The organism is Micromonospora yasonensis (genome assembly GCF_026013475.1).
Lineage (GTDB): Bacteria > Actinomycetota > Actinomycetes > Mycobacteriales > Micromonosporaceae > Micromonospora > Micromonospora yasonensis.
Window position 1 is genome coordinate 1 of the sequence record NZ_JAPDPH010000016.1, and the last position, 24,513, is coordinate 24,513.

General features: G+C 72.8%; 20 protein-coding genes and 1 pseudogene. 11 read left to right on the forward strand and 10 right to left on the reverse strand.

Features of this window, described 5'->3' with window-relative positions; all coding sequences use genetic code 11:
- A pseudogene (locus ONA70_RS05760) lies at window positions 1-224 on the reverse strand (NAD(+)/NADH kinase); the annotation flags it as partial.
- Between the two features lie 147 nt (window positions 225-371).
- Here ONA70_RS05760 and ONA70_RS05765 point away from each other — a divergent pair.
- The 5 genes from ONA70_RS05765 (at window position 372) to ONA70_RS05785 (ending at window position 6,362) form a co-directional block, all read left to right on the forward strand.
- The gene (locus ONA70_RS05765) at window positions 372-1,571 is read left to right on the forward strand and encodes an acyltransferase family protein (RefSeq protein WP_265005284.1); all 1,200 of its coding nucleotides are present in this window, start codon (window positions 372-374) and stop codon (window positions 1,569-1,571) included.
- Window positions 1,568-2,512 carry an NAD-dependent epimerase/dehydratase family protein gene (locus ONA70_RS05770; RefSeq protein ID WP_265005285.1) on the forward strand — a complete coding sequence of 315 codons (945 nt, stop codon included), beginning with the start codon at window positions 1,568-1,570 and terminating at the stop codon, window positions 2,510-2,512. Before ONA70_RS05765 ends, ONA70_RS05770 begins: the two co-directional genes overlap by 4 nt.
- Window positions 2,513-2,624: 112 nt before the next feature.
- Window positions 2,625-3,956, forward strand: coding sequence for a lipopolysaccharide biosynthesis protein (locus ONA70_RS05775; RefSeq protein WP_265005286.1), 1,332 nt, complete (start codon window positions 2,625-2,627; stop codon window positions 3,954-3,956).
- A gap of 20 nt (window positions 3,957-3,976) precedes the next feature.
- Window positions 3,977-5,218: a glycosyltransferase gene (locus ONA70_RS05780; protein WP_265005287.1), complete on the forward strand. Its 1,242-nt coding sequence runs from the start codon at window positions 3,977-3,979 to the stop codon at window positions 5,216-5,218.
- The gene (locus ONA70_RS05785) at window positions 5,211-6,362 is read left to right on the forward strand and encodes a glycosyltransferase family 4 protein (RefSeq protein ID WP_265005288.1); all 1,152 of its coding nucleotides are present in this window, start codon (window positions 5,211-5,213) and stop codon (window positions 6,360-6,362) included. Before ONA70_RS05780 ends, ONA70_RS05785 begins: the two co-directional genes overlap by 8 nt.
- Before the next feature lie 6 nt (window positions 6,363-6,368).
- Here the strand turns inward: ONA70_RS05785 and ONA70_RS05790 are convergent, their stop codons facing one another.
- A complete protein-coding gene (locus ONA70_RS05790; RefSeq protein ID WP_265005289.1) occupies window positions 6,369-7,718 on the reverse strand; it encodes a hypothetical protein in 1,350 nt (449 codons plus the stop codon).
- A gap of 296 nt (window positions 7,719-8,014) precedes the next feature.
- Between ONA70_RS05790 and ONA70_RS05795 the strand changes: the two genes are divergently transcribed.
- Genes ONA70_RS05795 through wecB form a run of 4 tightly spaced genes read left to right on the forward strand, consistent with a single transcriptional unit; the run spans window position 8,015 to window position 12,508 of the window.
- Window positions 8,015-9,028 (forward strand): polysaccharide biosynthesis protein, encoded by a 1,014-nt coding sequence (locus tag ONA70_RS05795; protein WP_319956156.1) that lies wholly within the window; start codon window positions 8,015-8,017, stop codon window positions 9,026-9,028.
- Entirely contained in the window at window positions 9,022-10,152 is a 1,131-nt protein-coding gene (locus ONA70_RS05800; protein WP_265005290.1) for a polysaccharide biosynthesis C-terminal domain-containing protein, read from the forward strand. Before ONA70_RS05795 ends, ONA70_RS05800 begins: the two co-directional genes overlap by 7 nt.
- Window positions 10,149-11,387, forward strand: coding sequence for a glycosyltransferase family 4 protein (locus ONA70_RS05805; protein ID WP_265005291.1), 1,239 nt, complete (start codon window positions 10,149-10,151; stop codon window positions 11,385-11,387). The genes ONA70_RS05800 and ONA70_RS05805 overlap by 4 nt, the downstream gene beginning before the upstream one ends.
- Window positions 11,384-12,508 (forward strand): non-hydrolyzing UDP-N-acetylglucosamine 2-epimerase, encoded by a 1,125-nt coding sequence (wecB, locus tag ONA70_RS05810; protein ID WP_265005292.1) that lies wholly within the window; start codon window positions 11,384-11,386, stop codon window positions 12,506-12,508. The genes ONA70_RS05805 and wecB overlap by 4 nt, the downstream gene beginning before the upstream one ends.
- A 39-nt stretch (window positions 12,509-12,547) precedes the next feature.
- On the opposite strand, the gene ONA70_RS05815 is transcribed toward wecB, so the two are convergent.
- The 5 genes from ONA70_RS05815 to ONA70_RS05835 are packed head-to-tail and all read right to left on the reverse strand — an operon-like array spanning window position 12,548 to window position 17,070.
- Window positions 12,548-13,174, reverse strand: coding sequence for a GNAT family N-acetyltransferase (locus ONA70_RS05815; protein ID WP_265005293.1), 627 nt, complete (start codon window positions 13,172-13,174; stop codon window positions 12,548-12,550).
- Window positions 13,168-14,271: a hypothetical protein gene (locus ONA70_RS05820; RefSeq protein ID WP_265005294.1), complete on the reverse strand. Its 1,104-nt coding sequence runs from the start codon at window positions 14,269-14,271 to the stop codon at window positions 13,168-13,170. The genes ONA70_RS05815 and ONA70_RS05820 overlap by 7 nt, the downstream gene beginning before the upstream one ends.
- On the reverse strand, window positions 14,268-14,894 hold the full coding sequence (locus tag ONA70_RS05825; RefSeq protein WP_265005295.1) for a sugar transferase: 627 nt from the start codon (window positions 14,892-14,894) through the stop codon (window positions 14,268-14,270). The genes ONA70_RS05820 and ONA70_RS05825 overlap by 4 nt, the downstream gene beginning before the upstream one ends.
- Window positions 14,895-14,896: 2 nt before the next feature.
- Window positions 14,897-15,943 (reverse strand): GNAT family N-acetyltransferase, encoded by a 1,047-nt coding sequence (locus ONA70_RS05830; protein WP_265005296.1) that lies wholly within the window; start codon window positions 15,941-15,943, stop codon window positions 14,897-14,899.
- Entirely contained in the window at window positions 15,940-17,070 is a 1,131-nt protein-coding gene (locus ONA70_RS05835; protein WP_265005297.1) for a DegT/DnrJ/EryC1/StrS family aminotransferase, read from the reverse strand. The genes ONA70_RS05830 and ONA70_RS05835 overlap by 4 nt, the downstream gene beginning before the upstream one ends.
- A 264-nt stretch (window positions 17,071-17,334) precedes the next feature.
- Here ONA70_RS05835 and ONA70_RS05840 point away from each other — a divergent pair, with 264 nt between their 5' ends.
- Window positions 17,335-18,288 carry a DUF389 domain-containing protein gene (locus ONA70_RS05840; RefSeq protein WP_265005298.1) on the forward strand — a complete coding sequence of 318 codons (954 nt, stop codon included), beginning with the start codon at window positions 17,335-17,337 and terminating at the stop codon, window positions 18,286-18,288.
- 6 nt (window positions 18,289-18,294) lie between these two features.
- Here ONA70_RS05840 and ONA70_RS05845 read toward each other — a convergent pair whose 3' ends face one another.
- Together ONA70_RS05845 and ONA70_RS05850 are read right to left on the reverse strand one after the other, a co-directional pair.
- Window positions 18,295-18,807, reverse strand: a complete 513-nt coding sequence (locus ONA70_RS05845) for a hypothetical protein (RefSeq protein WP_265005299.1) — start codon at window positions 18,805-18,807, stop codon at window positions 18,295-18,297.
- A gap of 159 nt (window positions 18,808-18,966) precedes the next feature.
- Window positions 18,967-21,414, reverse strand: a complete 2,448-nt coding sequence (locus tag ONA70_RS05850) for a Tex family protein (RefSeq protein ID WP_265005300.1) — start codon at window positions 21,412-21,414, stop codon at window positions 18,967-18,969.
- A gap of 110 nt (window positions 21,415-21,524) precedes the next feature.
- Between ONA70_RS05850 and ONA70_RS05855 the strand changes: the two genes are divergently transcribed.
- Window positions 21,525-23,036: a deoxyguanosinetriphosphate triphosphohydrolase family protein gene (locus ONA70_RS05855; protein WP_265005301.1), complete on the forward strand. Its 1,512-nt coding sequence runs from the start codon at window positions 21,525-21,527 to the stop codon at window positions 23,034-23,036.
- A 6-nt stretch (window positions 23,037-23,042) separates the two neighbouring features.
- Here the strand turns inward: ONA70_RS05855 and ONA70_RS05860 are convergent, their stop codons facing one another.
- Window positions 23,043-24,185 carry an MBL fold metallo-hydrolase gene (locus tag ONA70_RS05860; protein WP_265005302.1) on the reverse strand — a complete coding sequence of 381 codons (1,143 nt, stop codon included), beginning with the start codon at window positions 24,183-24,185 and terminating at the stop codon, window positions 23,043-23,045.
- Between the last annotated feature and the right edge of the window lie 328 nt (window positions 24,186-24,513).

A 24,513-nucleotide genomic window follows, 5' to 3' on the forward strand; every position in this document is an offset into this window, starting at 1 on the left:
GCGCCCAGCATGGTGCCGTCCCCGCCGATGCTGATCAACGCGTCGGCGCGAGCCGCCACCGCCGCCTCAGGAACCGGCTCGACGCTGGGTGGCACCCGGTGCCGGTCCTCCGCGCGGACGAGCAGCGTCTTGCGGTGGCGCATCGCCCACCGTTCGATGATGCCGACCACCTCGGAGACGTCCCGGGTGGGATGCAGCACCAGACCAAGCTGGTATCCCGCCACCCGTACAGCTCATCACATCGGCGAGGGGTCTGCCGGGCGTACCGGCGCTCCCGGGTGAAAGGGACGATAGGGCAGTTAGTGGCAGAAATTTCGTGACCCGTTGGCTGGGTGGTCGTTGGTCCCGTCGGACGACAGGAGGGACGACCGGTGCTGCGCGTAGTGAGCGGGACACCCGACCGGCTGCGGGACGCGGCTCCGGTCGGCTCCCGGCCGGCCGCCACCGGCGCTGGGAGCGGCGCGCGCCGGGACAACTGTTTCGACCTGTTGCGGCTGGTCGCGGCACTCGGCGTGGCCGTCCAGCACGCCGTGGCGCACCTGCACACGTCCTTTTTGTGGTTCGCGCCCGGCAGCGACCGGTGGTTCGGCGACGGCGTGCCGATGTTCTTCATCATCAGCGGCGCCCTGGTCTACGCCTCCGCGCTGCGCTGCCGCCAGCAGGGCCGCCCCTGGCGGGACTACTTCCGCAACCGGCTGTTCCGCATCGCTCCGGCGCTCTACGCGTACGCCGCGGTGATGGTGGTCTTCGTGCTGCTCGCCGGGGTGGTCGACGGGCGGGCCCTCGCCGGGACGCAGTTCCTCGGCTGGCTGGGCAGCACCCTGCTCTTCGTGCCGGTCTACCACCCGCCGCTGCTGGCCGGGTTCGGCACCGGGGTGCTCAACGGAAGCCTGTGGACCATCCCCGTCGAGGTGGGCTTCTACCTGCTGGTGCCCGCCCTGGTGCGGGTGGCGGTCCGCCGGTCCTTCGCGGTCATGTTCGCCGGGGCGGGCATCGCCGCGGTGTGCGGGGTGGTGTTGCACGCCGTGGCCGTCGACCAAGACCGTCTCGGCACCCGCCTGCTCGCGGTCAGCGTCCTGCCCTGGTTGGGGTTCTTCCTGCTCGGCATGGGGTGGAACCGGATCTGGCACCGCGTCCCCCGGTCCCCACTGGTCGCGGTCGTGGCGCTCGTCGGGTACGTGGCGACCGCCGTCGCCCGAAGGCACCTGGGCGGCGGTGCCGAGGTGGTGCTCGGCCTGCTCGGCGGGGTGCCGCTGGCGTACCTCGTGCACTGGCTCGCCTACCACGGCGGGGCGGTACTGCGCCGGCTGACCGATCGCATCGGCGACCTGAGCTTCGGCGTCTACATCTGGCACATGCCCGTGATCAACCTGCTGCTCTGGGTGGGCCTCGACCGGGTGCCGCTGCACGGCACCGCCCTGGTGCTCCTCGCGATCGCCGGGACGGCGTGCTGCGCGCTGCTGTCCTGGCACCTCGTGGAGAAGCCCGCGCTGGGGCTCAAGTCGTACTCGTCCCGCGGCCTGCCACTGCCCGCTGATCGCCCCACCCTGCCAAGAAAGAGAATTCCGTGAAGATCGTGGTGACCGGAGGGGCCGGATTCATCGGCTCCAACGTGGTACGTGCATTCACCGGCGTCCCGGGCATCGAGGAACTGGTCGTCCTGGACGACCTCTCCACCGGGTCCACCGACAACCTGGCGGCCGTCGACGCCCACGTGATCGAGGGGAGCATCCTGGAGCCGGCGCTCCTGGACCGGGCGTTCCGGGATGCCACCAGCGTCATCCACCTGGCGGCGGTGCCGTCCGTGCCGCGCTCGATCAAGAATCCGCTGCGCAGCCACCACGCGAACGCCACCGGCACGTTGCTGGTGCTGGAGGCCGCGCGGCGGCACCGGGTGGGGCAGGTGATCGTCGCCTCATCCTCGTCCGTGTACGGCCGCAACCCCACTCTGCCGAAGCACGAGTCGCTCCGGCCGGTGCCGCTCAGCCCGTACGCGGTCTCCAAGCTGGCCACCGAGTCGTACGCCATCGCGTACGCGTCCTGCTTCGACCTGGCGGTCCTGCCCTTCCGGTTCTTCAACGTCTTCGGGCCGGGCCAGTCCGCGCACCACGCGTACGCCGCGGTGGTGCCCTCCTTCGTCTCGGCCGCGATCGAGGGGCGGCCCCTGATGATCGACGGCGACGGCGAGCAGACCAGGGACTTCACCTTCGTCGGCGACGTGGCCGCGGTGATCGTCGACGCCGTGCTGCGCCAGGTTTCCTCGATGGACCCGGTCAACCTCGCCTTCGGCTCCCGTACCTCGCTGCGGCGGCTGGTCGCCGAGTTGGAGGACATCTTCGGCCGGCGGCTCGAGGTCGAGCACCGGCCACCCCGGGCGGGCGACGTCCGGGACTCCCAGGCGGACAACAGCGCGCTCCGGGCCCTCTTCCCCGGCGTCAGCCGTCATTCGCTGCGCCAGGGACTGGAGGCCACCGTGGCGTGGATGTCGGCGCGTGTCCCCGCCGGACGGTAGCGCGGGCGCGACGCCCACAGCGGCCGCCGCACCCCCCGCCCCCGAGCGGCCACCGGTGGCGCGGACCGCTTCGGCGGCTGCCGGCCGCCCCGACTCGCGGATGCGGCGGCTGTTGGGGGGGATCCTGACCGGCGCCGTTAGCCGGGGCCTGGCCGGTCTGGTCCCGCTCGCGCTGATCCCGGTCACCCTCGGTTATCTCGGGCCAGACCTGTACGGCCTGTGGATGACGGTGACCGCCGTCGTCGGCATGGCCGCGTTCGCGGATCTGGGCCTGGGCAACGGCCTGATGACCAAGCTGGCCCCGTGCTACGCCACGGGTGATGTGGCCACGGCCCGCCGTTACATCTCGAACGCCTACCTCTCCCTGTCGCTGCTGGCGCTCGCGCTGATCGGCGTGCTGTGGAGCTGCGCCACGGTCGTGCCGTGGGCGAGGATTTTCCACACCACCGGCTCGGTGACCCCGGACGACGCCCGCCGGATCACCCTGGTCTGCCTGACCGCCTTCGTGGTCAACGTCCCGCTCTCGCTGATCACCCGGGTGCAGATGGCGTACCAGCAGATCTCCTCGGCCAACCTCTGGCAGGGCGGCGGCAACCTGGTCGCCCTCCCCCTGGCGATGGCGGCCGTGCTGGCCGGACTCTCGCCCGTCCTCGTGGTCGCCGGCACGGTCGTGGGTCCGCCGGCGGTGAACCTGGTCAACAACCTGTGGTTCTTCCGCCGGCGACGACCGGACCTCCGGCCGGGTCTCACCGCCGTCGACGCCACGGTCGCGGTGGAGCTGTTCCGGCTGGGCGGCCTCTTCTTCGCCCTGACCGTCATCACCGGCATCGCGACCAACGTGGACCTGCTCATCGTCACCCAGGCCCGCGGGCTCCACGAGGCGGCCGACTACGCCGTACCCCTGCGGCTGTTCGCGCAGCTCGGCTTCGTCCTCGCGCTCATCAACGCGCCGCTGTGGCCAGCCAACGGGGAGGCGCTCGCTCAGGGCCATCTCGCCTGGGTACGGCGGATGACCCGCCGGATGACCCTCGTCTCCGCAGGGTTGGCGCTGGGTCTCGGTGCGCTGCTCACCGTCGTGGCGAACGTGGCGCCCACCCTGCTGGGATCCGCCTTCACCCCGGACGACACCCTGCTGGTGGGGCTCGTGGTCTGGTGGCTGCTGCTGGGCGTGATCGCGCCCCGGTTCATGGTGCAGAACGCGGCCGGCGTGGTGCGGCCCCAGTTGCTCGGCTGGTCCGTGTACCTGCTCGTCACGCTGCCTGCCAAGTGGTACGGCGTGCGGCATTTCGGCGCGCAGTCGGTGCCGTGGATCGGGGTGGCCGTCTACCTGGTGACCGTCCTGCCGGCCGCGCTGTACGGGTTCCGCTCGGTCCTCGTCCGGCACACCGACCCGCGGTCTCAACCGGCGTCCGGCCGCCCGGTGGCCGCGCCGGTCGTCTCCTGAGCCTTTCGATGAGGAGTGCCATGTCCGTCGACAGCCAGCCGAGCGACTCCTGGGTCGCCTACGTCGGTCCCTTCCGGTTCCCGTGGGGGGACGCCAGTTCCCGCCGGGTCTGGGGGATCGCCCAGTCGCTGGCTCTCGGCGGCCGCCGGGTCGTCGTGCTCAGTGGGGAACCGGGTCCGTCGGCGCCCCAGGAGATCCCAGGCGTCGACGGCCCGGGCTCGATCCACCATGTCGGGGTCGGCGAGCTGCCGCAGGCCGGTGATTCGCTGCTCGCGAAGTCGCTCCAGTGGCTGATGCGGGCCGGCCAGCGGACCGCTGCCTGGCTGGACACGCAGCGGGTCAGGCCGTCGCACGTCATCGTCTACGGCGGTGGCATGCAGTACATGTTCCAGCTGCAACGGTGGTGCCGCCGCAACGGCGTGCCCATCCTCGCCGACGTGGTCGAGTGGTACAGCCCGAAGCAGCTGCGCGGCGGACGCCTCGGCCCGTTGCACCTGAGCACCAAGGTCGCGCTGCGATACCACTACCCACGCTGCGCCGGCGTCGTCGCGATCAGCTCGTTTCTGGAGTCCTACTACCGGGAGCGCGGGTGCGCCGTCGTCCGGGTACCGCCAACCCTCGACGTTCGGGCCCTGGGCGCGGCGCCGGTCGCCGCTTCCGCCGGCGGCATGCGGCTCGTGTACGCGGGCTCTCCCGGCCGGAAGGATCTGCTGGCGGAGACCATCCGCGGGGTCGACCTGGCCGCCCGGGACGGCTGCGACGTCTCCCTGCAGGTGATCGGCCCGTCGCCGGCCGAGGTGACCCGCGCCCTCGGCGCGCCCCCGCCGCCGCCGGTGCGGGTCCGCGGCCGGGTGCCCCAGCAGGAGGTCCCGGCGCTGCTGCGCCAGGCCGACTTCAGCATCCTCATGCGCGAGCCCGCCCGCTTCGCCCAAGCCGGCTTTCCCACCAAGTTCTGCGAGAGCCTCGCACACGGCACCCCGGTCATCGCGAACCTGACCAGCGATCTGCGCAGTTATCTCCGGGACGGGGTCGAAGGACTGGTCCTGCCCGATCACAGCGCCCAGTCGCTGCGGCTCGCGTTGCACCGCGCCCTGCATTTGCCGGCCGAGGTGCGCGGGGCGATGCGGCGGGCCGCGCACGAGCGGGCGGTCGCCTCGTTCGACGTACGCGGGTACGTCGCGGTGCTGGACGAGCTGCTGACCGTCCTCCAGGCCCGGCCGGTGCGGACGCCGTCAACGACAGGGAGGAACGGTGATGGGTGAGCGTCTGCGAGTGGTCCTGGTCGGCCCGCTGCCGCCGCCGATGGGCGGCATCGCCCGCGGCGTCGAGATGCTCCGTCGGGCGCAGCAGGTCCGGGCCGAGGTCGATCTGCGGGTGGTGGACATCGGGCTCCGGTGGCGTTCGATCCACCGGATGTCCGCCGGCGCGCGGGTGCGCGACGGGGCCCGGCAGCTGCTCCGCAGCACCCTGCTGCTGACCTGGGAGTGCGTGCGGCGCAGGCCGGGCGTGGTGCACCTGAGGTCATCGGGCGGGCTGGGCGCCGTCCGGGACGTGGCGCTGGTCCTCGTCGCCCGCGCGTTCCGCGTGCCGGTCATCTACCAGCTGCACTTCGGGCGGGTGCCGGACATCGCCGCGCGGAACACGGGGGAGTGGCGGTTGATGCGGCTGGCGCTCGCTCGGGCCGCCACGGTCGTCGCCATCGACCGGCACACGGAGCGGGCCATCATCGAGGCCTTGCCCGGTGTCCGGGCGGTCCGCCTGCCCAACGGCTTCGACCCGAGCGTCCTGCCGAGCCCGTCGCCCACCGGCCACCGGCTCACCCGTCGGGTGCTCTACGCCGGCTGGGTCGTCCCCAGCAAGGGGGTGGAGGAGCTGCTCGAAGCCTGGCAGACGCTGGACACCAGCGGGTGGACCCTGCAGCTGTCGGGATCGTGCGAGGACGACTACCGGCGGTACCTGCTGGAGCGGTACGGCTGCGACGGCTCGGTGGTGTTCACGGGCGAGCTGGCACATCCGGCACTCCTGCGGGAGATGGCCGGGTGCGACATCTTCGTCCTGCCCAGCCACACCGAGGGGTTCCCCAACGTCGTGGTCGAGGCGATGGCGCTGGGGCGTCCGGTGGTCGCCACCGACGTCGGTGCGGTGGCGGACATGCTTGCGGACGGCTGCGGGAGCGTTGTCCCGCCCCGCCGACCCGCCGAGCTGGCGGGGGCGCTCGCCGACCTCATGCGGGACGGGGCGCTGCGCCAGGCGATGGGTGACCGGGCGCGGAGCAGGGCGCTGGGCGAGTACGCCATGGACGAGGTGGCCGCGGCGGTCGTGCGGCTCTGGCGCTCGGTGGTGCCTGCCGCAGGTTCTCCCCGGCCCGCCACGCCCGTCGCTCCCGCCGGGAACCGCGGCGGCTGACGCCGTTCAACGGGGCGGGTCGGGCGGATCCGCCGCGTCGAGCCCTCGGTGGATCCGGTTGAGGACAGACAGCAGCGCCAGCGATGCGAAGCCGATGAGGGCGAAGCTCTGCTGGCCGATCTGGTTGTTGGCGGGAATGAAGGTCACGAACAGCGCCAGTTGAGCCAGCAGCATCAGGGACAGCGTGCGGCCTTGCCGCGCCTCCCGCCAGAATTTGGCCAGGAACCAGCCGACGACCACCATGAAGATGAGCGAACCCGGATAGGTTAGGTCGGACGCCAACCACGGGTAGATGGTCGACCAGTAGATGCCGTCGGGCCAGCCGGTCAGCGCCTCGGTGCGGGCGGTGTACCGGTCGCGCGCGGGTCCGTCGTCGCCGGTGACGCGCTGGTACAACTCGCTCATCGCTTTCGACCCGCCGAGGCCGTAGGTCCACCGGAACGGTGTCTCCAGGTTGTAGGCGAGCCCGAGGTAGCCGTGCGTCGGGTAGAAGACGGTGGCGGAGACGCCGGATGCGAGCTGGTCACCGACGACCCTCGCGACGACCGGATTCGGCGGGAAGATGTCCGCGGCGCCGGCGTGCTGCAGCCGGTCGCTCTGGTTGAAGGACATGTAGCCGGTGAACAGCAGGCCCACCACGAGGGCCAGCAGGATTCCCGAGCGTCGCTTCCTGGACGACCGGCGACCGACCCCGTGGCGGCTGCGGACCGCGAGGTAGCTCGCCGCCCAGAAGATGAGCATGTCGCCGAGACCCTTGAGGGTGCCGACGGACAGAAAGAACGTGGCGTACGCCATGAGCCCGGCGACGACGTACAGGCGCAGCAGGTGTCCCATGCTCCGCCACCACAACACCGCTAACGGGATGAGCATGGTGTAGCAGACCGAGGTGAGGGTGAAGAGGTGGACCAACGGCGGCATCGAGTCCGTCGTGTCGCGGATCCGGTCGAAGTAGGAGTCGCCCGGGCTGGTGAAGGCGGTCAGCAGTGAGCCGGGCGTCGGGAACCCGCGGACGCTGAGCAGGAACAGGCTGAACGCCAGGTAGTAGGTGGCGCAGACGGCGATCAGCACGCGGGGTTGGCCCGCGACCCGCGACGCGGGACGGGGCCGGAGGCGGGCTCCGTACCGGACGTTCAGCCCGTAGCCGAGGGCGAGTGCCCCGATCCCCCCGGACACGAACATGGTCAGCACGGCCAGGTCGGGTACCTGGGCGGACTGCCCGAAGAGCAGGAACACCAGATAGGTGCCGGCGAGGTAGGCGACGGCCAGCTTCAGGGGACCGTGCGCTCCCGATCCGGTCCGGTCGACCGTGGCCGCCTGGTCCTCGGGACGGGTGGGGCCGGCGTAGGCAATGGCCACGATGAGTCCTCTCTCAGGGACGGCCGGAGGGCTGTCGTCGTGGGCGTGAAGGCCGCCGATTCGTTTTCGGTGTTATAGCAAGGGATGAGCCTTGGTGTCCTGAGTTTCCGATAATCAGGATTGATTTTTAGCCATCCAGGGATATGTGGAATTCTTGCCCAGTTCAAGGCGTTTCCGCCCTACTGTCCGTTTCGTTGCGGGTGATGTGCGGGCCAGTCCCGTGCCGGGGCGAAACGGCCCTTGTTCAGCTAACGAAGGAACGGGATCCAGTGACGCAATTGCCCTACGGATGCCGGGTGCTCATCACAGGCGGTACCGGCTCCTTCGGTCAGACGATGGTCCACCGCCTCCTTGACTGCGGCGTCGAAGAGGTACGGGTCCTCAGCCGCGACGAGGCCAAGCAGGACGCCATGCGGCGGACGCTCGGCGACGAACGGGTCCGCTACCACGTCGGCGACGTGCGCGACTACGACTCGGTGCTGCGGGCCAGCCGGGGGATCGACTACGTGTTCCACGCCGCGGCCCTGAAGCAGGTGCCCTCCTGCGAGTTCTTCCCGCTCGAGGCGGTCCGGACCAATGTCCTGGGCAGCCGCAACGTCATCGACGCGGCCGAGCGCAACGGGGTGCGCTCGGTGGTGGTCCTGAGCACCGACAAGGCGGTCTACCCGGTCAACGCCATGGGCATGAGCAAGGCCCTCATGGAGAAGGTGGCCCAGGCGCACGCCCGGAACAACCCGGACAGCGCGACCACGGTCTCCTGTGTCCGCTACGGCAACGTCATGTTCTCCCGCGGGTCGGTCATCCCGCTCTTCATCGAGCAGATCAAGACGGGCCGGGCGCCCACCGTCACCGATCCCGGGATGACCCGGTTCCTGATGTCGCTGGCGGACTCGGTGGAGCTCGTCGAGCACGCCTTCCAGCACGCCCACCCCGGCGACATCTTCATCCGCAAGGCCGCCGCCTGCACCATCGCCGACCTCGCGGAGGCGGTCTGCCAGCTCTTCGACGTGCCGGCCAAGCTGGACGTCATCGGCGTACGCCACGGCGAGAAGCAGGACGAGACGCTGGCCAGCCGGGAAGAGCTGATCCGAGCCGAGGACTTCGGCGACTTCCTCCGGGTGCCACTGGACGCGCGCGACCTCAACTACGCCCTCTACGTCTCCGAGGGCGAACTCGGCGGGGAGCCGCCGGAGGACTTCAACTCGGCCAACGCGCCCCGGCTCGACGTACCCCAGATCGTCGAGTTGCTGAAGACGCTGCCGGAGATCCGGGCGGAGCTGGCGCTGCGCGACCCGGTGCTGGCGTGTTGAGGCTCGCGCTCACCGGGGCCGGCGGGTTCCTCGGCTGGCACGTCCGGGTGCTGCTGCGCGCCCTCCGCTGGCCGGACCCGGTCGTGGTCACCCGGGCCGACCTGGCCGACCCGGCGATGGTCGCCGACAAGGTCAGCGGGGTCGACCGGGTGCTGCACCTGGCGGGGGTGAACCGCGACGACGATCCGGCGAAGGTGACCGCCGGCAACGTACGGCTGGCCCGCCGGCTGGCCGAAGGGTTGCGGGCCGCGGCCGTCCCGCCCGGATCGGTGGTCTTCGCCAACTCGGTGCAGGCCGGCAACGGCACGCCGTACGGGGACGGCAAGGCCGCTGCGGCGGGTGTCCTGGCCGACACCGGCCTGCCGCTCGACGACGTCCTCCTGCCGAACCTGTACGGCGAGCACGGCCGGCCCTGGTACAACTCCGTCGTTGCCACCTTCTGCCGGGTGCTCGCCGAGGGCGGGCGGCCGGCGGTGCACCAGGACCGACAGCTGGACCTGGTGCACGTCACCGACGCGGCCGCCCGACTCATCGGTCTCCCGGCCGCCAACTCGTGGGACCCCGCGCTGCCCGCGCTGCGCATCGGGGTGCGGGACCTGGCCGACCGGCTCACCGAGATGGTCACCGTCTACCGCGTCGGGGACATCCCGTCGCTGCCCGACCGGCACCACGTCCGGCTGTTCAACACCTACCGCTCGCACTGCTTCCCGGCCCACTACCCGCTGCCGCTGACCCGCCGGGTCGACGCCCGTGGCGAGCTGGTCGAGACGGTGCGGGCGCACGGCGGAGCCGGGCAGACCTTCTGCTCCACCACCAACCCGGGCATCACCCGGGGCGAGCACTTCCACCTGGCCAAGGTGGAACGCTTCGTCGTGCTGCGCGGGTCCGCCGAGATCAGCCTGCGCCGGGTCGGCGACCACGACGTCGTCCGCTTCCCGGTGTCCGGCGACGAGCCCGTCGTCGTGGACATGCCGACCATGTGGGTCCACAACATCGCCAACACCGGCGCCGGCGAGCTGGTCACCCTGTTCTGGACGAACGAACTGTTCGATCCGGACCGGCCGGACACCTGGCCGGAGCCGGTGGAGGCGATCCGGCCGGAGCCGCTGGCGGTCGCGGTATGAAGATCGGACTGATCAGCCAGTGGTACCCGCCGGAGGGGGCGTTCATCCCCGGGAACCTGGCCCACGGGCTGGCGGAGCGCGGCCACCAGGTGCGGGTGCTCACCACCTTCCCGAGCTACCCGTACGGCCGGATCTACCCCGGCTGGCAGCAGCGCTGGCGGCACCGGGAGACGCACGGCGGGGTGGCGGTGCGGCGGGTGCCGTCGTACCCGAGCCACGACACCTCCGCGGTACGCCGGGCGCTGAGCTTCCTGTCGTTCGGCGCGACCAGCGCGGCCGGCGGCCTCGGCTGGCTGCGCGGCGCCGACGTCACGTACGTCTACCACCCGCCGCCCACCGCCGTCGCCGCCGCGGCGCTGCTGCGACTCGCCCGGCGGACGCCGATCGTGCTGCACGTGCAGGACCTGTGGCCGGAGTCGGTGTTGCAGTCGGGGATGGCGCCCACCGGTCTGGCCGGGCGCTTCCTGGATCGCAACCTGGACGCCCTGATGCGTACGACGTACCGGTTGGCCGCCGCCATCGTGGTGATCTCGCCGACCATGGCCGACCTGCTGGTCCGGCAGGGTGCCGACCCGGCGCGGCTGCGGGTGGTCTGGAACTGGGCGGACGATCAGCTCTTCCGGCCGGTGCTGGTCACCGCCGAGGCTCGGGCGGCGCTCGGCCACCGCGGCCGGTGCACGGTGATGTTCGCCGGCAACCTCGGCCTGCTGCAGGGGATCGAGACGGCGATCCGGGCCGCGGCCGCCACCCGGGACTGGATCGACCTGGTGCTGGTGGGTTCCGGTGCGGGTGAGGACGCCGCCCGGCGGCTCGCCGCCGAGCTGGGCGCCGACAACGTGCGGTTCCTCGGCCGGCGGCCCCCCGAGGAGATGGCGGCGCTGTACGCGGCGGCGGACTGGCAGCTCGTCTGCCTGCGCGACCTGCCGGCCCTGGCCGGCACCATCCCGTCGAAGCTGCAGTCGGCGCTGGCCTGCGGTTCGCCCGTGATCGTCTCTGCCAGCGGGGACGCGGGGGGCCTGGTCCGCTCGGCGGGGGTAGGGCTGGTCGCCGCCCCGGAGGACCCGGTCGCGCTCGCCGCGCGCTTCACCGAGGCCGCGACCATGCCGGCGGTGGCCCGGGCCGAGCTGGCCCGGCGGGCCCGGCAGGTCTACCTCGAGCGCATGTCGTTGCAGGTGGGTGTGGACCAGTTCGAGGACATCCTGACCAAGGTGGCGAAGGGGAGCGGACCGGCATGACCCGGATCATGACCGTGGTGGGGACCCGACCGGAGATCATCCGACTGTCCCGGGTGATCTGCCGGCTCGACGACACCGTGGACCACGTGCTGGTGCACACCGGGCAGAACTGGGACACCACCCTGTCCGACGTCTTCTTCAAGGAGTTGCGGCTGCGCGACCCCGACCGGTTCCTGCGGGTCGACACCTCATCCCTCGGCCGGGTACTGGGTGGGGTGCTGGTCGCCATGGAGGGTGTGCTCGACGAGTTGCGCCCGGACGCCCTGCTCGTGCTCGGGGACACCAATAGCTGCATCGCCGCGCTGATGGCCCGGCGGATGCGGGTGCCCGTCTACCACATGGAGGCCGGCAACCGGTGCTTCGACCTGAACGTGCCGGAGGAGACGAACCGGCGCCTGGTCGACCATGTGGCCGACTTCAACCTGGTCTACACCGAGCATGCCCGCCGCAACCTGTTGGCCGAGGGGCTGCACCCCCGCCGGATCCTGCACACCGGATCCCCGATGCGGGAGGTGCTGGAGCACTACCGGATCGACATCGAGGCCTCGGCGATCCTGCGCCAGCTCGACCTGGTGCCCGGCCGGTACTTCATGGTCAGCGCGCACCGCGAAGAGAACGTGGACCACCCGGACCGGCTCCGCCGGCTGCTCGACTGCCTCGCCGCGGTACGCGACCGCTGGGGCTATCCGGTGCTGGTCTCCACGCACCCCCGGACCCGTAAGCGGCTGGAGGCGGCCGCGCCGGACGCCGGCACCCTCGACGGCATCGCCTTCCACGAGCCGTTCGGCCTCTTCGATTACGTGCACCTGCAGAAGAGGGCGTGCTGCACGTTGTCGGACAGCGGAACGATCAGCGAGGAGGCTGCCATCCTCGGCTTCCCGGCCGTGACGCTGCGCGAGTCGATCGAACGCCCGGAGGCGTTGGACGCCGGCGGCATCATCATGACCGGGCTCGACCCGCAGGGCGTGGTCGAGGCGATCGAGGTGACCGTGGACCAGGTCGGTGCCCACGGGGTGCCCTGCCCAGCGGACTACCAGGTGCCGGACACGTCGCGGCGGGTGGCCGACTTCATCCTCTCCACCGTCCGGCGGCACCACGACTGGGCCGGCATCCGGCGGTAGCGGGCGCTGCCGCTCCCGGCGGTCCGCCGGTCCGTCCGGTCAGGAAGTCGTGAGCGGCTCGTCGGGTCGCGCGGCGGGGTCCGGCACGGCCGGCCGGACCGGTCCGCAGACCCGCTCCAGGTACTCGGCGGCGTCGGGCAGGGCATCGAAGTCGGCCCGCAGCGCGGCGACCCGGAACAGGTCCCGCCACTGCCCGAACCGGAACACCGAGGCCACTTCCCGCCCCTCGACCCGCCAGCCGCACCGGCGCACGTACGCGCCGAGGCTGGCGGCGTTGAAGTCGAGGATGGTGCTGTGCAGACGGCGCAGGCCGACCTCGTAGAAGGCCCAGGCCATCACGAGCATGATGGAATCGCTGCCGGCGCCCCGGGGGGCCAGGCCTGGCATCAGCTTGACGGCGGTGAGGGCGGACCTGTTGTGCCAGTCCACGTCCCAGAGTCCGGTCATGCCGACCGGCTCGCCTGTCGCCCGGTCCGTCACGGTCAGCCGCCGGGTACGCGGGTCGCCCGCGCTCCGCTGGTGCCAGTCGCGCTGGCCGTCCGCCGCCAGTGGCCAGTCCCAACCCACCACATGGGTGCGGACCTGGCGGGTGTTGGCGAGATCGGCGAGGAAGGCGAGATCCTCGGCGAGGACGGGCCGGATCTCGACGAGTCGTCCGGTCAGCATTCGAGTGCTCCCTCCGTGGCGGGGACGGGCCGGGCCGGCGCCGGCAGGACGTGCGGCCCGGGACGGACCCCGGGGACGTCCACCGACGCGCGGACGATCCGAGCCACCCGGCGCATGTCGTCGGCGTCCCAGCGGTGGTCGGTGTGCAGGAAGAGCATCCGATCCGCCCGGTCGCGCAGGTGCTCCGGCGCGGCGCCGGCCGCCATCGGCCAGAGCACGGCCGGATAGACGCGCTGCCCGATCAGCGTCCGGCGGGTGATGTCGCGCCGCGCGGCAGAGTCGAACCACAGCACCACCCCGTACCGATGGGCGGTCACGGCCACCGCCGGCAGGCTGCCCAGCGAGGCGACCAGCAGCTGGGCGTTGCCGTGCCGTCGCTGCCGCCACTCGTGGATCGGGGCCGACGCCAGCAGGTGCCGGGTGTACTCCGACGGCCCTCCGACCGGAGCGCTCTCCAGCTCCGCCTCGCCCGCGGCGTGCAGGGCCAGGTACGCCGCCTTGACCGAATCACCCCCGGCGCCGGCGAGGTAGTCCGCCTTGAGCGCCATCGCGGAGAGGATCCCGCACACCGCCGCCCGCTGGGCCACGGTGGTCGGCGCCTCCGGCGGCAGCGGGTGGCCGCGGGGCGACCAGACGGCACCCCCGTCCGGCAGCGGCAGCGTCTTGCGCAGCGAGGCAAACACCCAGTCCGGCTCTGGTTCGCCGTACCGGCCCGCCGCCGGGTCGTGCGTCGCGTCAACGATCAGCCCCGCGCCTCGACGTACCGGCGCCAACGGGGCGTCGCCGAAGTAGGAGACGCTCAGCACCACCTCGTCGGCCGCCGGCTCCGGTCGCTGGCCGCCGGTGCCGGGCCCGGCGTCGTACGCGGACACCGGCAGCACCTCCGCGAGCGCCGTGGCGACCGGGGGGCAGTAGTAGGCCGGGACGTGCACGCGCCGCCAGCCGTGCGTCTCCCGGCCGAACCGGAGCAGTGCCACGAGCGCCTGACGGCCGGAGCCGTAGAGCCGCAGCGGGTCCGGGGCGTCCGTCCATCCCGGGCCGCCACCGTGCCAGAGCGGAAACCAGGAGCCGACCTCCCAACGGTCGGCAGCCGTCACCGGGCCCGCTCCAGGACCGGCATCAGCAGGCCGACGTCGTCGATCTCCTCCAGGGACTGCTGGGGAATCTCGCCCCGGTGGAAGGGCGCGGCCAGGGTCCGCAGCAGGATCCAGGCGTCCAGCCGGAGCGACCGGTTGTCGACGTACTCGACGTCGAGGTCGAGCCGCTGCCCCAGGGTGAGGGCGCGGCGGCCGCTGATCTGGGCCAGCCCGGTGATGCCGGGCCGCACGTCGTGCCGCCGGGCATGCCGGGCGCTGTACCGCGGCAGGTAGTCCATGACCAGTGGGCGGGGCCCCACCAGGCTCATCTTCCCGGTGATCACCTGCACCAGTTCGGGCAGCTCGTCCAGACTCGTACGCCGCAGGAAGCGGCCGAAGCCGGTGGAGCGGACGTGGTCGGTCGTCCACAGCTCCTCGTCGGGCCGCGGCGGCCGCATGGTACGGAACTTGCACAGGGTGAAGGGCTGCCCGTGCAGACCCGGGCGTACCTGGCGGAACAGGATCGGCCGGCCCGCGGTGACGAGGACGCCCAGGGCGATGACCACCATCACCGGGGCGAGCAGGAGCAGCAGCAGGCTGGCCAGGATCACGTCGGCGGTCCGCTTCGATCGATCGGACGGCATGGTCATCGCACCTCGTAGCGGTAGGCGGGAAAGAATCCGGACGTGAGCAGTTCGGCCACCGGCCGATGGAGTGCGGCGGCCCGGCGCGCCACCAGCGCGTCGTACCGGGCGGCGTCGAGGACCAGCGCACCGGTCCAGAACTCGGTGCGGCGGCCGCCGAAGGCGCACTTGAACTGGAACAGGCCGTCGTCGGGGCGCACCCCGCCGCCGAGGTGGACGTGACGGTGCCCGGCGTCGGCGGCCCAGGAGAGGACGGTCCAGAGCAGCAGGTTGTTGGCCCCGTCCCGGGCACCGGCCGGCTCGGAGCCGGCGAGGTGGTAGTGGACCCGGTCGGCGTGCCGCAGCACCAGCGCCGCGGCGACCACCGAACCACCCGGGTCGCGCACCTCTGTGATCAGCAACGACTTCCCCAACCCGCCGAGCAGTTGCCGGTAGTAGCGGTCCGGGAACAGGTAGCCGGGCGAGCTGCCCACCCGGCGCATGGTCAGCTCGTAGAGCCGACGGAACGGGGAGCCGGCGGCCAGGTCCTCGGTGCCGGCGGGCCGGATCGCTGCCTCCAGGCCGACCCGGCGCGCCTTGCGTACGGCGGTCCGCGAGCGGCCGGCCATGCCGTCCCAGATCTCCTCCCGGGACCGGTCCACCGGTACGGTCACCGTGTCGGCCCGGCGGGTCATGTCCACCAGTCCCGCCGCGCGGACCGCCGCCACCGAGTCCGGGTCGAGCGGGGAGAACCGGAGGAAGATGCTGACCAGTCCCTGCTCCCGCCACCGGTCCAGCAGGGCGGACCAGGAGCGGGCCAGCTCGGCCGGCCGGCAGCCGGGGAAGAGGTGGACGCCCGAGTAGCCGTACGGGCTCAGCGCGTCGTCATGTTCCGGCGTGACCGGGCGAACCAGGTACGGGACCAGCATTCGCCCAGGTGCGTACGCCAGGCGCCAGTCGGCGGACTCGGTGCTGGCTGCGGCTCGGCCGTACCCGGGGGTGAAGTAGACGTCGGGGTAGTCCAGGGTGAGTGACCCGGAGTGGTCCGGGTGGATCAGCTCGATCGTCATCGCTGGTGCACGAACCCCTCAACGGCCCCGAACACCCGCTCCACCTGTGGTTCGGTGAGGGCCGAGCCGGAGGGCAGCACGAGCCCGCGCGCGAAGAGCCGGTCCGCCGTGCCGGTCAGCGCGGCACGGGCGCCGGCGAAGGCGGGTTGCCGGTGCATCGGCTTCCAGACCGGCCGGGTCTCGATGTCGGACCGGGCGAGGTGCTCGGCCAGCTCGGCCGCCGGCCACCCGGTCTGTTCCGGGTCGACCACGATGGCGGTGAGCCAGCAGTTGGTACCGGGGTCGCCGTCGCCGAGCAGGCGGACGCCGGGGAACGCGGCGAAGAGCTTCGCGTACCGGTCGCGCAGCAGCCGACGGCGGGCGATCATCCCGTCCAGGCGGCGTAGCTGGGCCCGGCCGAGTGCGGCCAGCAGATTGCTCAGCCGGTAGTTGTAGCCGACCTCGGTGTGCTCGTAGTGGATGACCGGCTGCCGGGCCTGGGTGGACAGGTATCGGCAGCGCGCCAGCAGGTCGGCGTCGTCGGAGACGAGCATCCCGCCACCCGAGGTGGTGATGATCTTGTTGCCGTTGAACGAGAGGACACCGACCTGCCCGAACGAGCCCGCCGGGCGGCCCTGGTGCGTGGCGCCCAGGGCCTCCGCCGCGTCCTCGATCAGCGGCACGCCGGCAGCGGCGCAGAGCGGCGCCAGTGCGGTGTAGTCGGCGCAGGTGCCGAAGAGGTCCACGGGAAGCACCGCGACCACCCGCTCTCCGGCCGCGCCCAGCCGGTCGAGCAGGTCGGCGAGCAGCGTGACGTCCAGGTTGCCGGTCTCCGGCTCGCAGTCCACGAAGACCGGTTCGGCGCCGGTGTAGCGCACCGCGTTGGCGGTCGCCACGAAGGTCAGGGTGGGGACGATGACGACGTCACCCGGTCCGGCGCCGATGGCGAGCAGGGCCAGGTGCAGGCCGGCCGTACCGGAGTTGACCGCGACCGCGTGCGTGGTGCCGGTCCGTGCCGCCAACTCCTGCTCGAACGCGTCGACCTCCGGCCCGGTGGGCGCAACCCAGCCGGACCGCAGGGCTCGAATCAGGTAGGACTCCTCCAGTTGGCCGACGTCCGGGGGAGAGAGGTGGATCCGACCGCTCACCGGATGCACCGCCCGCCGTGGAGCTCGCGGGGACCCCGCGGTCTGGTAAGCGGGGGTGGACAGCTGCGCACAGCGACCTCCGGCTCGGCGAATTCCGTCAGGTGAGTTGTATCAGGACAACACGCGCTTTGAGGCGATTTCCCGGCATTGCTCCGTGCGGGCGTGGTGGCCCTCGGGCAGAGGCCGTCCCGGTCCGCTCGGTCCGGCGAAGTAGAGTGCGGCGACCGGCGGCGTCGGTGCCGCCCAGCCGGGAGGGATGGCTCTGTGCTGCATCTCAGGGTGATCGCGCCAGCGGAGCAGTCGCGGGCGGTCGTCGACCTGCTGGCGGCCGAGCCCGGCGTGACCCACCTCGTGGTGCTGCCCGGTGCCGCCCGCCAGCCGGCCGGCGACTACATCACCTGCGACGTGGTCCGGGAGAGCGCCGACCAGGTGCTGCACCGGCTCCAGGAACTCGACGTCGAGGCGCGCGGCGGCATCTCCGCCGACGACGTCGAGGTGACGCTCTCGGCGGCCGCGGAACGGGCCGCCCGGGAGGCGCCGGGGCACGGGGAGGACGCACTGGTCTGGGACGAGATCGCCGCGAAGACCGGCGAGCAGACGGTGCTCAGCGGGACGTTCCTGGCGCTCATCATGGTGGCCACGATGATCGCCGGCATCGGCGTACTGCTCGACCAGCCGATCCTCATCGTCGGGGCGATGGTGGTCGGCCCCGAATTCGGCCCGCTCGCCGCACTCAGCGTCGCACTGCTGCGGCGCAACCGGCGGGTGGTCGGCCGGTCGGTGCAGGCCCTGGTCGTCGGGTTCCTGGCCGCCATGCTGGCCACCGTGCTGAGCACCTGGGCGTTGACCGCGGCCGGTCTGGTCAGCCGGGCCACGCTGCTGGCGCCCCGGCCGCTGACCGACTTCATCTGGCGGCCGGACGCACTCTCCTGGGTGGTCGGCCTGCTCGCCGGTATCGCCGGCATGCTCTCGCTGACCTCGAAGAAGTCCGGCGCGCTGGTCGGGGTGCTGATCTCGGTGACCACCGTGCCGGCCGCCGCGAACGTGGCGGTGGCGGCGGCGTACGGCGTGTGGCAGGAGGCCGCAGGTTCGTCACTCCAACTGGTGATCAACCTGCTCGCGATCGTGCTGGCCGGCCTTGCCACCCTGGTCGTCCAGCAGCTGTGGTGGTGGCGAATCCGCCACCGGGCGGCCGGATACCGGGCCACCAGGGGCTGAGCCAGCTCAGTTCCAGTCGTCGCCGGCTGCCAGCCGCCGGGTGAGCAGGTCCCGCAGCGGCATGGACTCCCCGTCCCGGCCGCCCCGGCCGACCACCAGCGGCGGCGGGGACGGTTCGGGATCGGCACCGAACAGCCGGGACCGGAGGCTGGGCGGCACGGCCAGCAGATAGAACCGCCCCTCGGCGTCGACCGCCCGGCTGCGCGCCCGGTCCACGTACCAGCCGGTGAGCCGGGTGCGGTATCGGGCGCGGCCGTCGTAGGACGTCACGATCAGCCGGTCCGGGCGCAGGCCGAGCCGGGTCGCCTCGGCCGCGAACCGGGCCACCAGCTCCGCCGCCTCCGCCTGCTCGTCGGCGCGCTGCCGGGCGTCGGCCGCGGCGTGCGCCCGCACCGCGCGGCGCTGCCGCTCCCGCCACTCCAGGCCGTCGTCCACCACGCCCGACACGGTACGCGGACCCGCGCCGGCCGGGCTGCGCCGGTGACCTCGCCCGGCCGGGAACCGCATCGGGCCGCGCATGAACCCGAACGTGGTTCCCCGGCACGCTGTCGAGCTGAGTCGTTTGCGATATCAGCTCGACAGCGTCGCCGAAGTGCCCTCCGGCCCTCGCGCGGCGGCCCGGCCGGCGGGACGCCACCCCGGCCCTGCCCCGGCCTGCCCGGCATCCCGGGCTCGACCTCAGGCCAGGCCGGCGCGGCGCAGCGCGTCCGCCATCGCGCTGTTGGCCGGGGCCGGTGCCCCGCGCCCCTGCCGCTGCTGCGGCCCGCCCCGCGAGCCACGGTCGCCGCCCTGGCCGCCACCGCCCTGGCCGCCCCGCTGGCCGCCCCGGGGAGCGCCGCCGCCCTGGCCGCCCCGCTCCCGCCGCCCGTCGCCGCCCGGCGGTCGGCCGGCGCCGGCCGGGGCCTCGTCGTCCAGCCGCAGGGTGAGCGAGATGCGCTTGCGCGGTACGTCGACGTCGAGCACCCGGACCCGGACCACGTCGCCGGACTTGACCACGTCGCGCGGGTCCTTGACGAAGGTGTGCGACATCGCCGACACGTGGACCAGGCCGTCCTGGTGCACGCCGACGTCGACGAACGCCCCGAACGCGGCCACGTTGGTGACCACGCCCTCCAGCACCATGCCGGGCCGCAGGTCGCCGATCGTCTCCACGCCCTCGACGAACGTCGCCGTCCGGAACTCCGGGCGCGGGTCACGGCCGGGCTTCTCCAGCTCGGCGAGGATGTCCGTGACGGTGGGCAGGCCGAACGTGCCGTCGACGAAGTCGGCCGCCCGCAGGCCGCGCAGGATCGCCGACTTCCCGATCAGGGCGCGCAGGTCCTGCCCGGTGTGGGCGAGGATCCGGCGCACCACCGGGTACGCCTCGGGGTGCACGCTGGAGGAGTCCAGCGGGTCGTCCCCGCCGGGGATGCGCAGGAAGCCGGCGCACTGCTCGAACGCCTTCGGCCCGAGCCGGGGCACCTTCCTCAGGTCGGCCCGGGTGCGGAACGGCCCGTTGGCGTCCCGGTGCAGCACGATGTTCTCCGCGAGCCCGGCGCCGATGCCGGAGACCCGGGTGAGCAGCGGCGCGGAGGCGGTGTTGACGTCCACGCCGACCCCGTTCACGCAGTCCTCGACCACCGCGTCGAGCGAGCGGGACAGCTTCACCTCGGACAGGTCGTGCTGGTACTGGCCGACGCCGATCGAGCGCGGGTCGATCTTCACCAGCTCGGCGAGCGGGTCCTGGAGGCGGCGGGCGATGGAGACCGCGCCCCGCAGCGACACGTCCAGCCCGGGCAGCTCCTGCGAGGCGTACGCCGAGGCGGAGTAGACCGACGCGCCGGCCTCGGAGACCACCACCTTGGTCAGCTTCAGCTCCGGGTGCCGCTTGATCAGGTCACCGGCGAGCTTGTCGGTCTCCCGGCTGGCGGTGCCGTTGCCGATGGCGACCAGCTCGACCTGGTGCGCCGCGGCCAGCTTCGCCAGGGTGTCGATCGAGGCGTCCCACTGCCGGCGCGGCTCGTGCGGGTAGATCGTGTGGGTGGCGACCACCTTGCCGGTGGCGTCGACCACGGCCACCTTCACGCCGGTGCGGAGGCCCGGGTCGAGCCCCATGGTGGCGCGGGTGCCGGCGGGCGCGGCGAGCAGCAGGTCGCGCAGGTTGGTGGCGAAGACCCGTACGGCCTCCTCCTCGGCCGCCTGCCAGAGCCGCATCCGCAGGTCGGCGCCGAGGTGGATGAGGATCCGGGTACGCCAGGCCCAGCGCACCGTGTCGGTCAGCCACCGGTCGGCGGGGCGGCCCTGGTCGGTGACGCCGAACCGGCCGGCGATCGCCGCCTCGTAGCGGGTCGGGCCGGTGACCACGGCGTCGGAGTCGCCCTCGGCCTCCGGGTCCATGGTCAGGTCGAGCACGCCCTCCTTCTCGCCCCGGAACATGGCGAGGATCCGGTGTGAGGGCAGCTTGGGGTACGGCTCGGCGAAGTCGAAGTAGTCGGCGAACTTGGCGCCGGCACTCTCCTGGCCCTCGCGTACCCGGGAGACCAGCCGGCCCCGCGCCCACATCTGCTCGCGCAGCGTGCCGATCAGGTCGGCGTCCTCGGCGAAGCGCTCGATGAGGATGGCCCGCGCGCCCTCCAGCGCGGCGGCGACGTCGGCCACCCCCTTGTCGGCGTCGACGTAGCCGGCGGCGGCGGTCTTCGGGTCCTGCGCGGGGTCGGCCAGCAGGGTGTCGGCGAGCGGCTCGAGGCCGGCCTCGCGGGCGATCTGCGCCCGGGTCCGCCGCTTCGGCTTGTACGGCAGGTAGATGTCCTCCAGCCGGGATTTCGAGTCGGCCGCCATGATCTGCGCTTCCAGGGCGTCGTCGAGCTTGCCCTGGCTGCGGATGGACTCCAGCACCGCGGCGCGTCGCTCGTCCAACTCGCGCAGGTAGCGCAGCCGCTCCTCGAGGGTGCGCAGTTGCGCGTCGTCGAGCAGGCCGGTGGCCTCCTTGCGGTAGCGGGCGATGAACGGCACGGTGGCGCCGCCGTCGAGCAACTCCACGGCCGCCCGCACCTGACGTTCGGCGACGCCGAGCTCCTCGGCGATCCGCTGATGAACAGACTGGGTCACGATCTTGATCCGCCTTCTCGGGTGGGTTCCGTGGTGCATTCTGCCGCTCCCCACCGACGGCGCTCGCGACCCCTGCCCGGCGTGGCGGCGCCCGGCCGTGCCGCTGACCCGTCGCTGCTGGCCGGTCCGCTGCGCTACGGTGGGCGATCATGGACGTACCTGCGGATCCGCGGGCCCGGCGGCTCTTCGGCGGCAGCGCCCGGGCGTTGGGCGATCTGGCCGCCAGCCCGTTCCGGGCCGACCGGGACCGGATCGTGGCGTCGCCGTTCTTCGCCCGGCTGAACGGGGTGACCCAGGTGATCAGCCCGGGCGGGTCGGGACTGCTGGTGCACAACCGGCTCACCCACAGCCTGAAGGTGGCCCAGGTCGCGCGGGCGATCGCCGAGCGGCTCACCGCCGATCCGGCGTACCGGGACCTGCTGGAGAAGCTGGGCGGCTGCGACCCGGACGTGGTGGAGGCCGCCGCGCTGGCCCACGACCTCGGCCACCCGCCCTTCGGGCACCTGGGGGAGCGGGTGCTGGACCGGCTGGCCCGGCAGCGGCTCGGGCTGGCCGACGGCTTCGAGGGCAACGCGCAGTCGTACCGGATCGTCACCAGTACCGAGATCCGCGGCGCGGCCACCACCGGTCTGGACCTCACCGCGGCGGTCCGGGCGGCGATGCTGAAGTACCCGTGGACCCGGCTCGACCACCCCGACCCGCACCCGCGGCACCTGGACCCGGCGCCGCGCGGCGCGGCCGCCCCACCGGACGACCCGGAGAGCGGGTCGGTGAAGTTCGGCGCGTACCGGACCGAGGTGGACGACCTCCGGCAGGCCCGGGAGCCGTTCGTCGGGCGGATCCCGGACTGGCAGCAGACCCCCGAGGCGTCCATCATGGACACCGCGGACGACATCGCGTACGCCATCCACGACGTGGAGGACTTCTACCGGGTCGGGGTGCTCCAGCAGGGCGCGGTGGCCGCCGAGCTGATGGCCTGGCAGCGGGAGTGCGGGCACTTCCGCTCGATCACCTCCTCGGCGCTGACCGCGGCCGGCCGGCGGCCCGGCGCGGCGATCGAACGGCTGCGCCGGCAGTTGCACCGCAAGGACGCCTGGATCGCCGACGACGAGGCGTTCGCCGCCGCCGTGGAACACGTCCGGGAGGAGCTGGTGGAAGGGCTGCTGGCGCTGCCGTTCGACGGCTCGATCGAGGCCGAGCAGTACGTGGCCCGGTTCTCCGCCCGCTGGTCCACCCGGTTCGTCGAGGCCATCGACGTGACCCCCGACCCGGACGTCCGCTCCGGGTACGTGCTGCTCGCCCGGCCGCAGTGGCACGAGGTACAGGTGCTCAAGTTCGTCCACCACCGGTTCGTGCTGGCCCGCCCCGACCTGGCCCTGCACCAGCGCGGTCAGGCCCGGCTGCTGGGCACTCTGGTGGAGGCGCTCTGGGACTGGCTGCTCGACCCGGAGGAGGAGTCCCGGCTGCCCCGTCGCCTGCACGACCTGGTCGAGCTGGCCGAGGCGGAGCTGCACCCGCGGACGCCGGACCGGATCGGCCGAGCCCGCGGGCGGGCGATCGTCGACTTCGTCGCGCAGCTCACCGACGGGCAGGCGGTGGCGATGCTGGACGCCCTCTCCGGCCGCTCCGGCGCGCTCTGGACCGACGCGTTCGTGCTCTGAAGGGGGTCAGGCGACCGCCTGCCACCAGCCGTCCACCGGCAACGGGTCGTCCACCACGACCCGCTCGCCCGGCCGGGGCACCGCCAGCCGGACGTCCCGGGCCTTCGCCTCGGCCCAGAGCCGGTCCACCGGCTCGGACCAGTCGTGCAGGGCGAGGTTGAAGGTGGCCCAGTGCACCGGGATGAACAGCCCGCCGCGCAGGTCGAGGTGGGCGGCGACCGCCTCCTCGGGGAACATGTGGATGCTCGGCCAGGCCCGGTCGTACGCCCCGATCTGCATCAGCGTGACGTCGAACGGCCCGTGCTCGGCGCCGATCCCGCCGTAGCCGTCGAAGTAGCCGGAGTCGCCGGTGTAGAAGACCTTCCGGTGCGCCCCGGCGACCACCCAGGAGCTCCAGAGCGTGCCGTCGCGGCGCAGCCCCCGGCCGGAGAAGTGCTGCGCGGCGGTGGCGGTGATGGTCAGCCCACCGATCCGGTGCTGCTCCGACCAGTCCAGCTCGACGATCCGCTCCTCCGGTACGCCCCACCGGTCGAGGTGGGCGCCGACGCCGAGCGGGACCAGGAACGGCGCGGACTGGTGGGCGAGCAGCCCGCGCACCGTGGCCATGTCCAGGTGGTCGTAGTGGTCGTGCGAGATGAGGATGGCGTCGAGGCGGGGCAGCTCGTCGAGGCGTACCGGCGGCTGGTGGATGCGGCGCGGGCCGATCAGGGCCGAGGGGGAGCAGCGGTCGCTCCAGACCGGGTCGAGCAGCACCCGGTGCCCCTCGATCTCGACCAGCGTCGAGGCGTGGCCGTACCAGACGATGCCCAGTTCCCGCTCGGTGTCGCCGGGGGCCGGGTCGGCCGGGCGCAGCAGCGGGACGGCTGCGGTGGGCCGCCGCTTCTGCTTGCCGAAGATCAGCTCCTTGAGCAGGTTGCGGCCGGGGTCGGCGACCATGGTGCGGGTGCCCGCCGGGTTGTGGAAGGTGCCGTCCCGGTACTGCGGGGAGCGGGCGGCGCGCTCCGCCCGGGAGCCGGTGAGCCGGCCGCCGAGCTGGACGGGCACGTCCCGGGCCGCCCAGGCCAGGCCGGCCACCGCGGCCAGCCCGGTCATCCGCCACATCCGCCTGCCGAGTGCCCGGTCCAGTTCCCGCTCCGCCGGTGCCCGCATGATCCGTCCCTCCGCTGTCTCCCGCAGTACACCGTATCCACCCGGTCGCCGGGTTCGCTTCCCGCCTCAGCCCGGCGTCCGGCCGGTCCCGCCGGCCGGCACCGTCCGGCTCACGGCGTGAGCACGACCTTGACGCAGCCAGCGGTGCAGGCCGGAGTCGCCTTCATACCGGGGTCCCCTCCTCGGTGCCGTCCATGGGACTGCTACCCGTGCGGGCGGACTTGAACCGGCCGGCCCGCCCACCGCCGGGCTCGCTCCCGCCCGGTGCGGGCGCCCGGGTCCGGCGAGAGGTGTAGGGCTCCTTTCGAGCTGATGTCGTAGACGATTC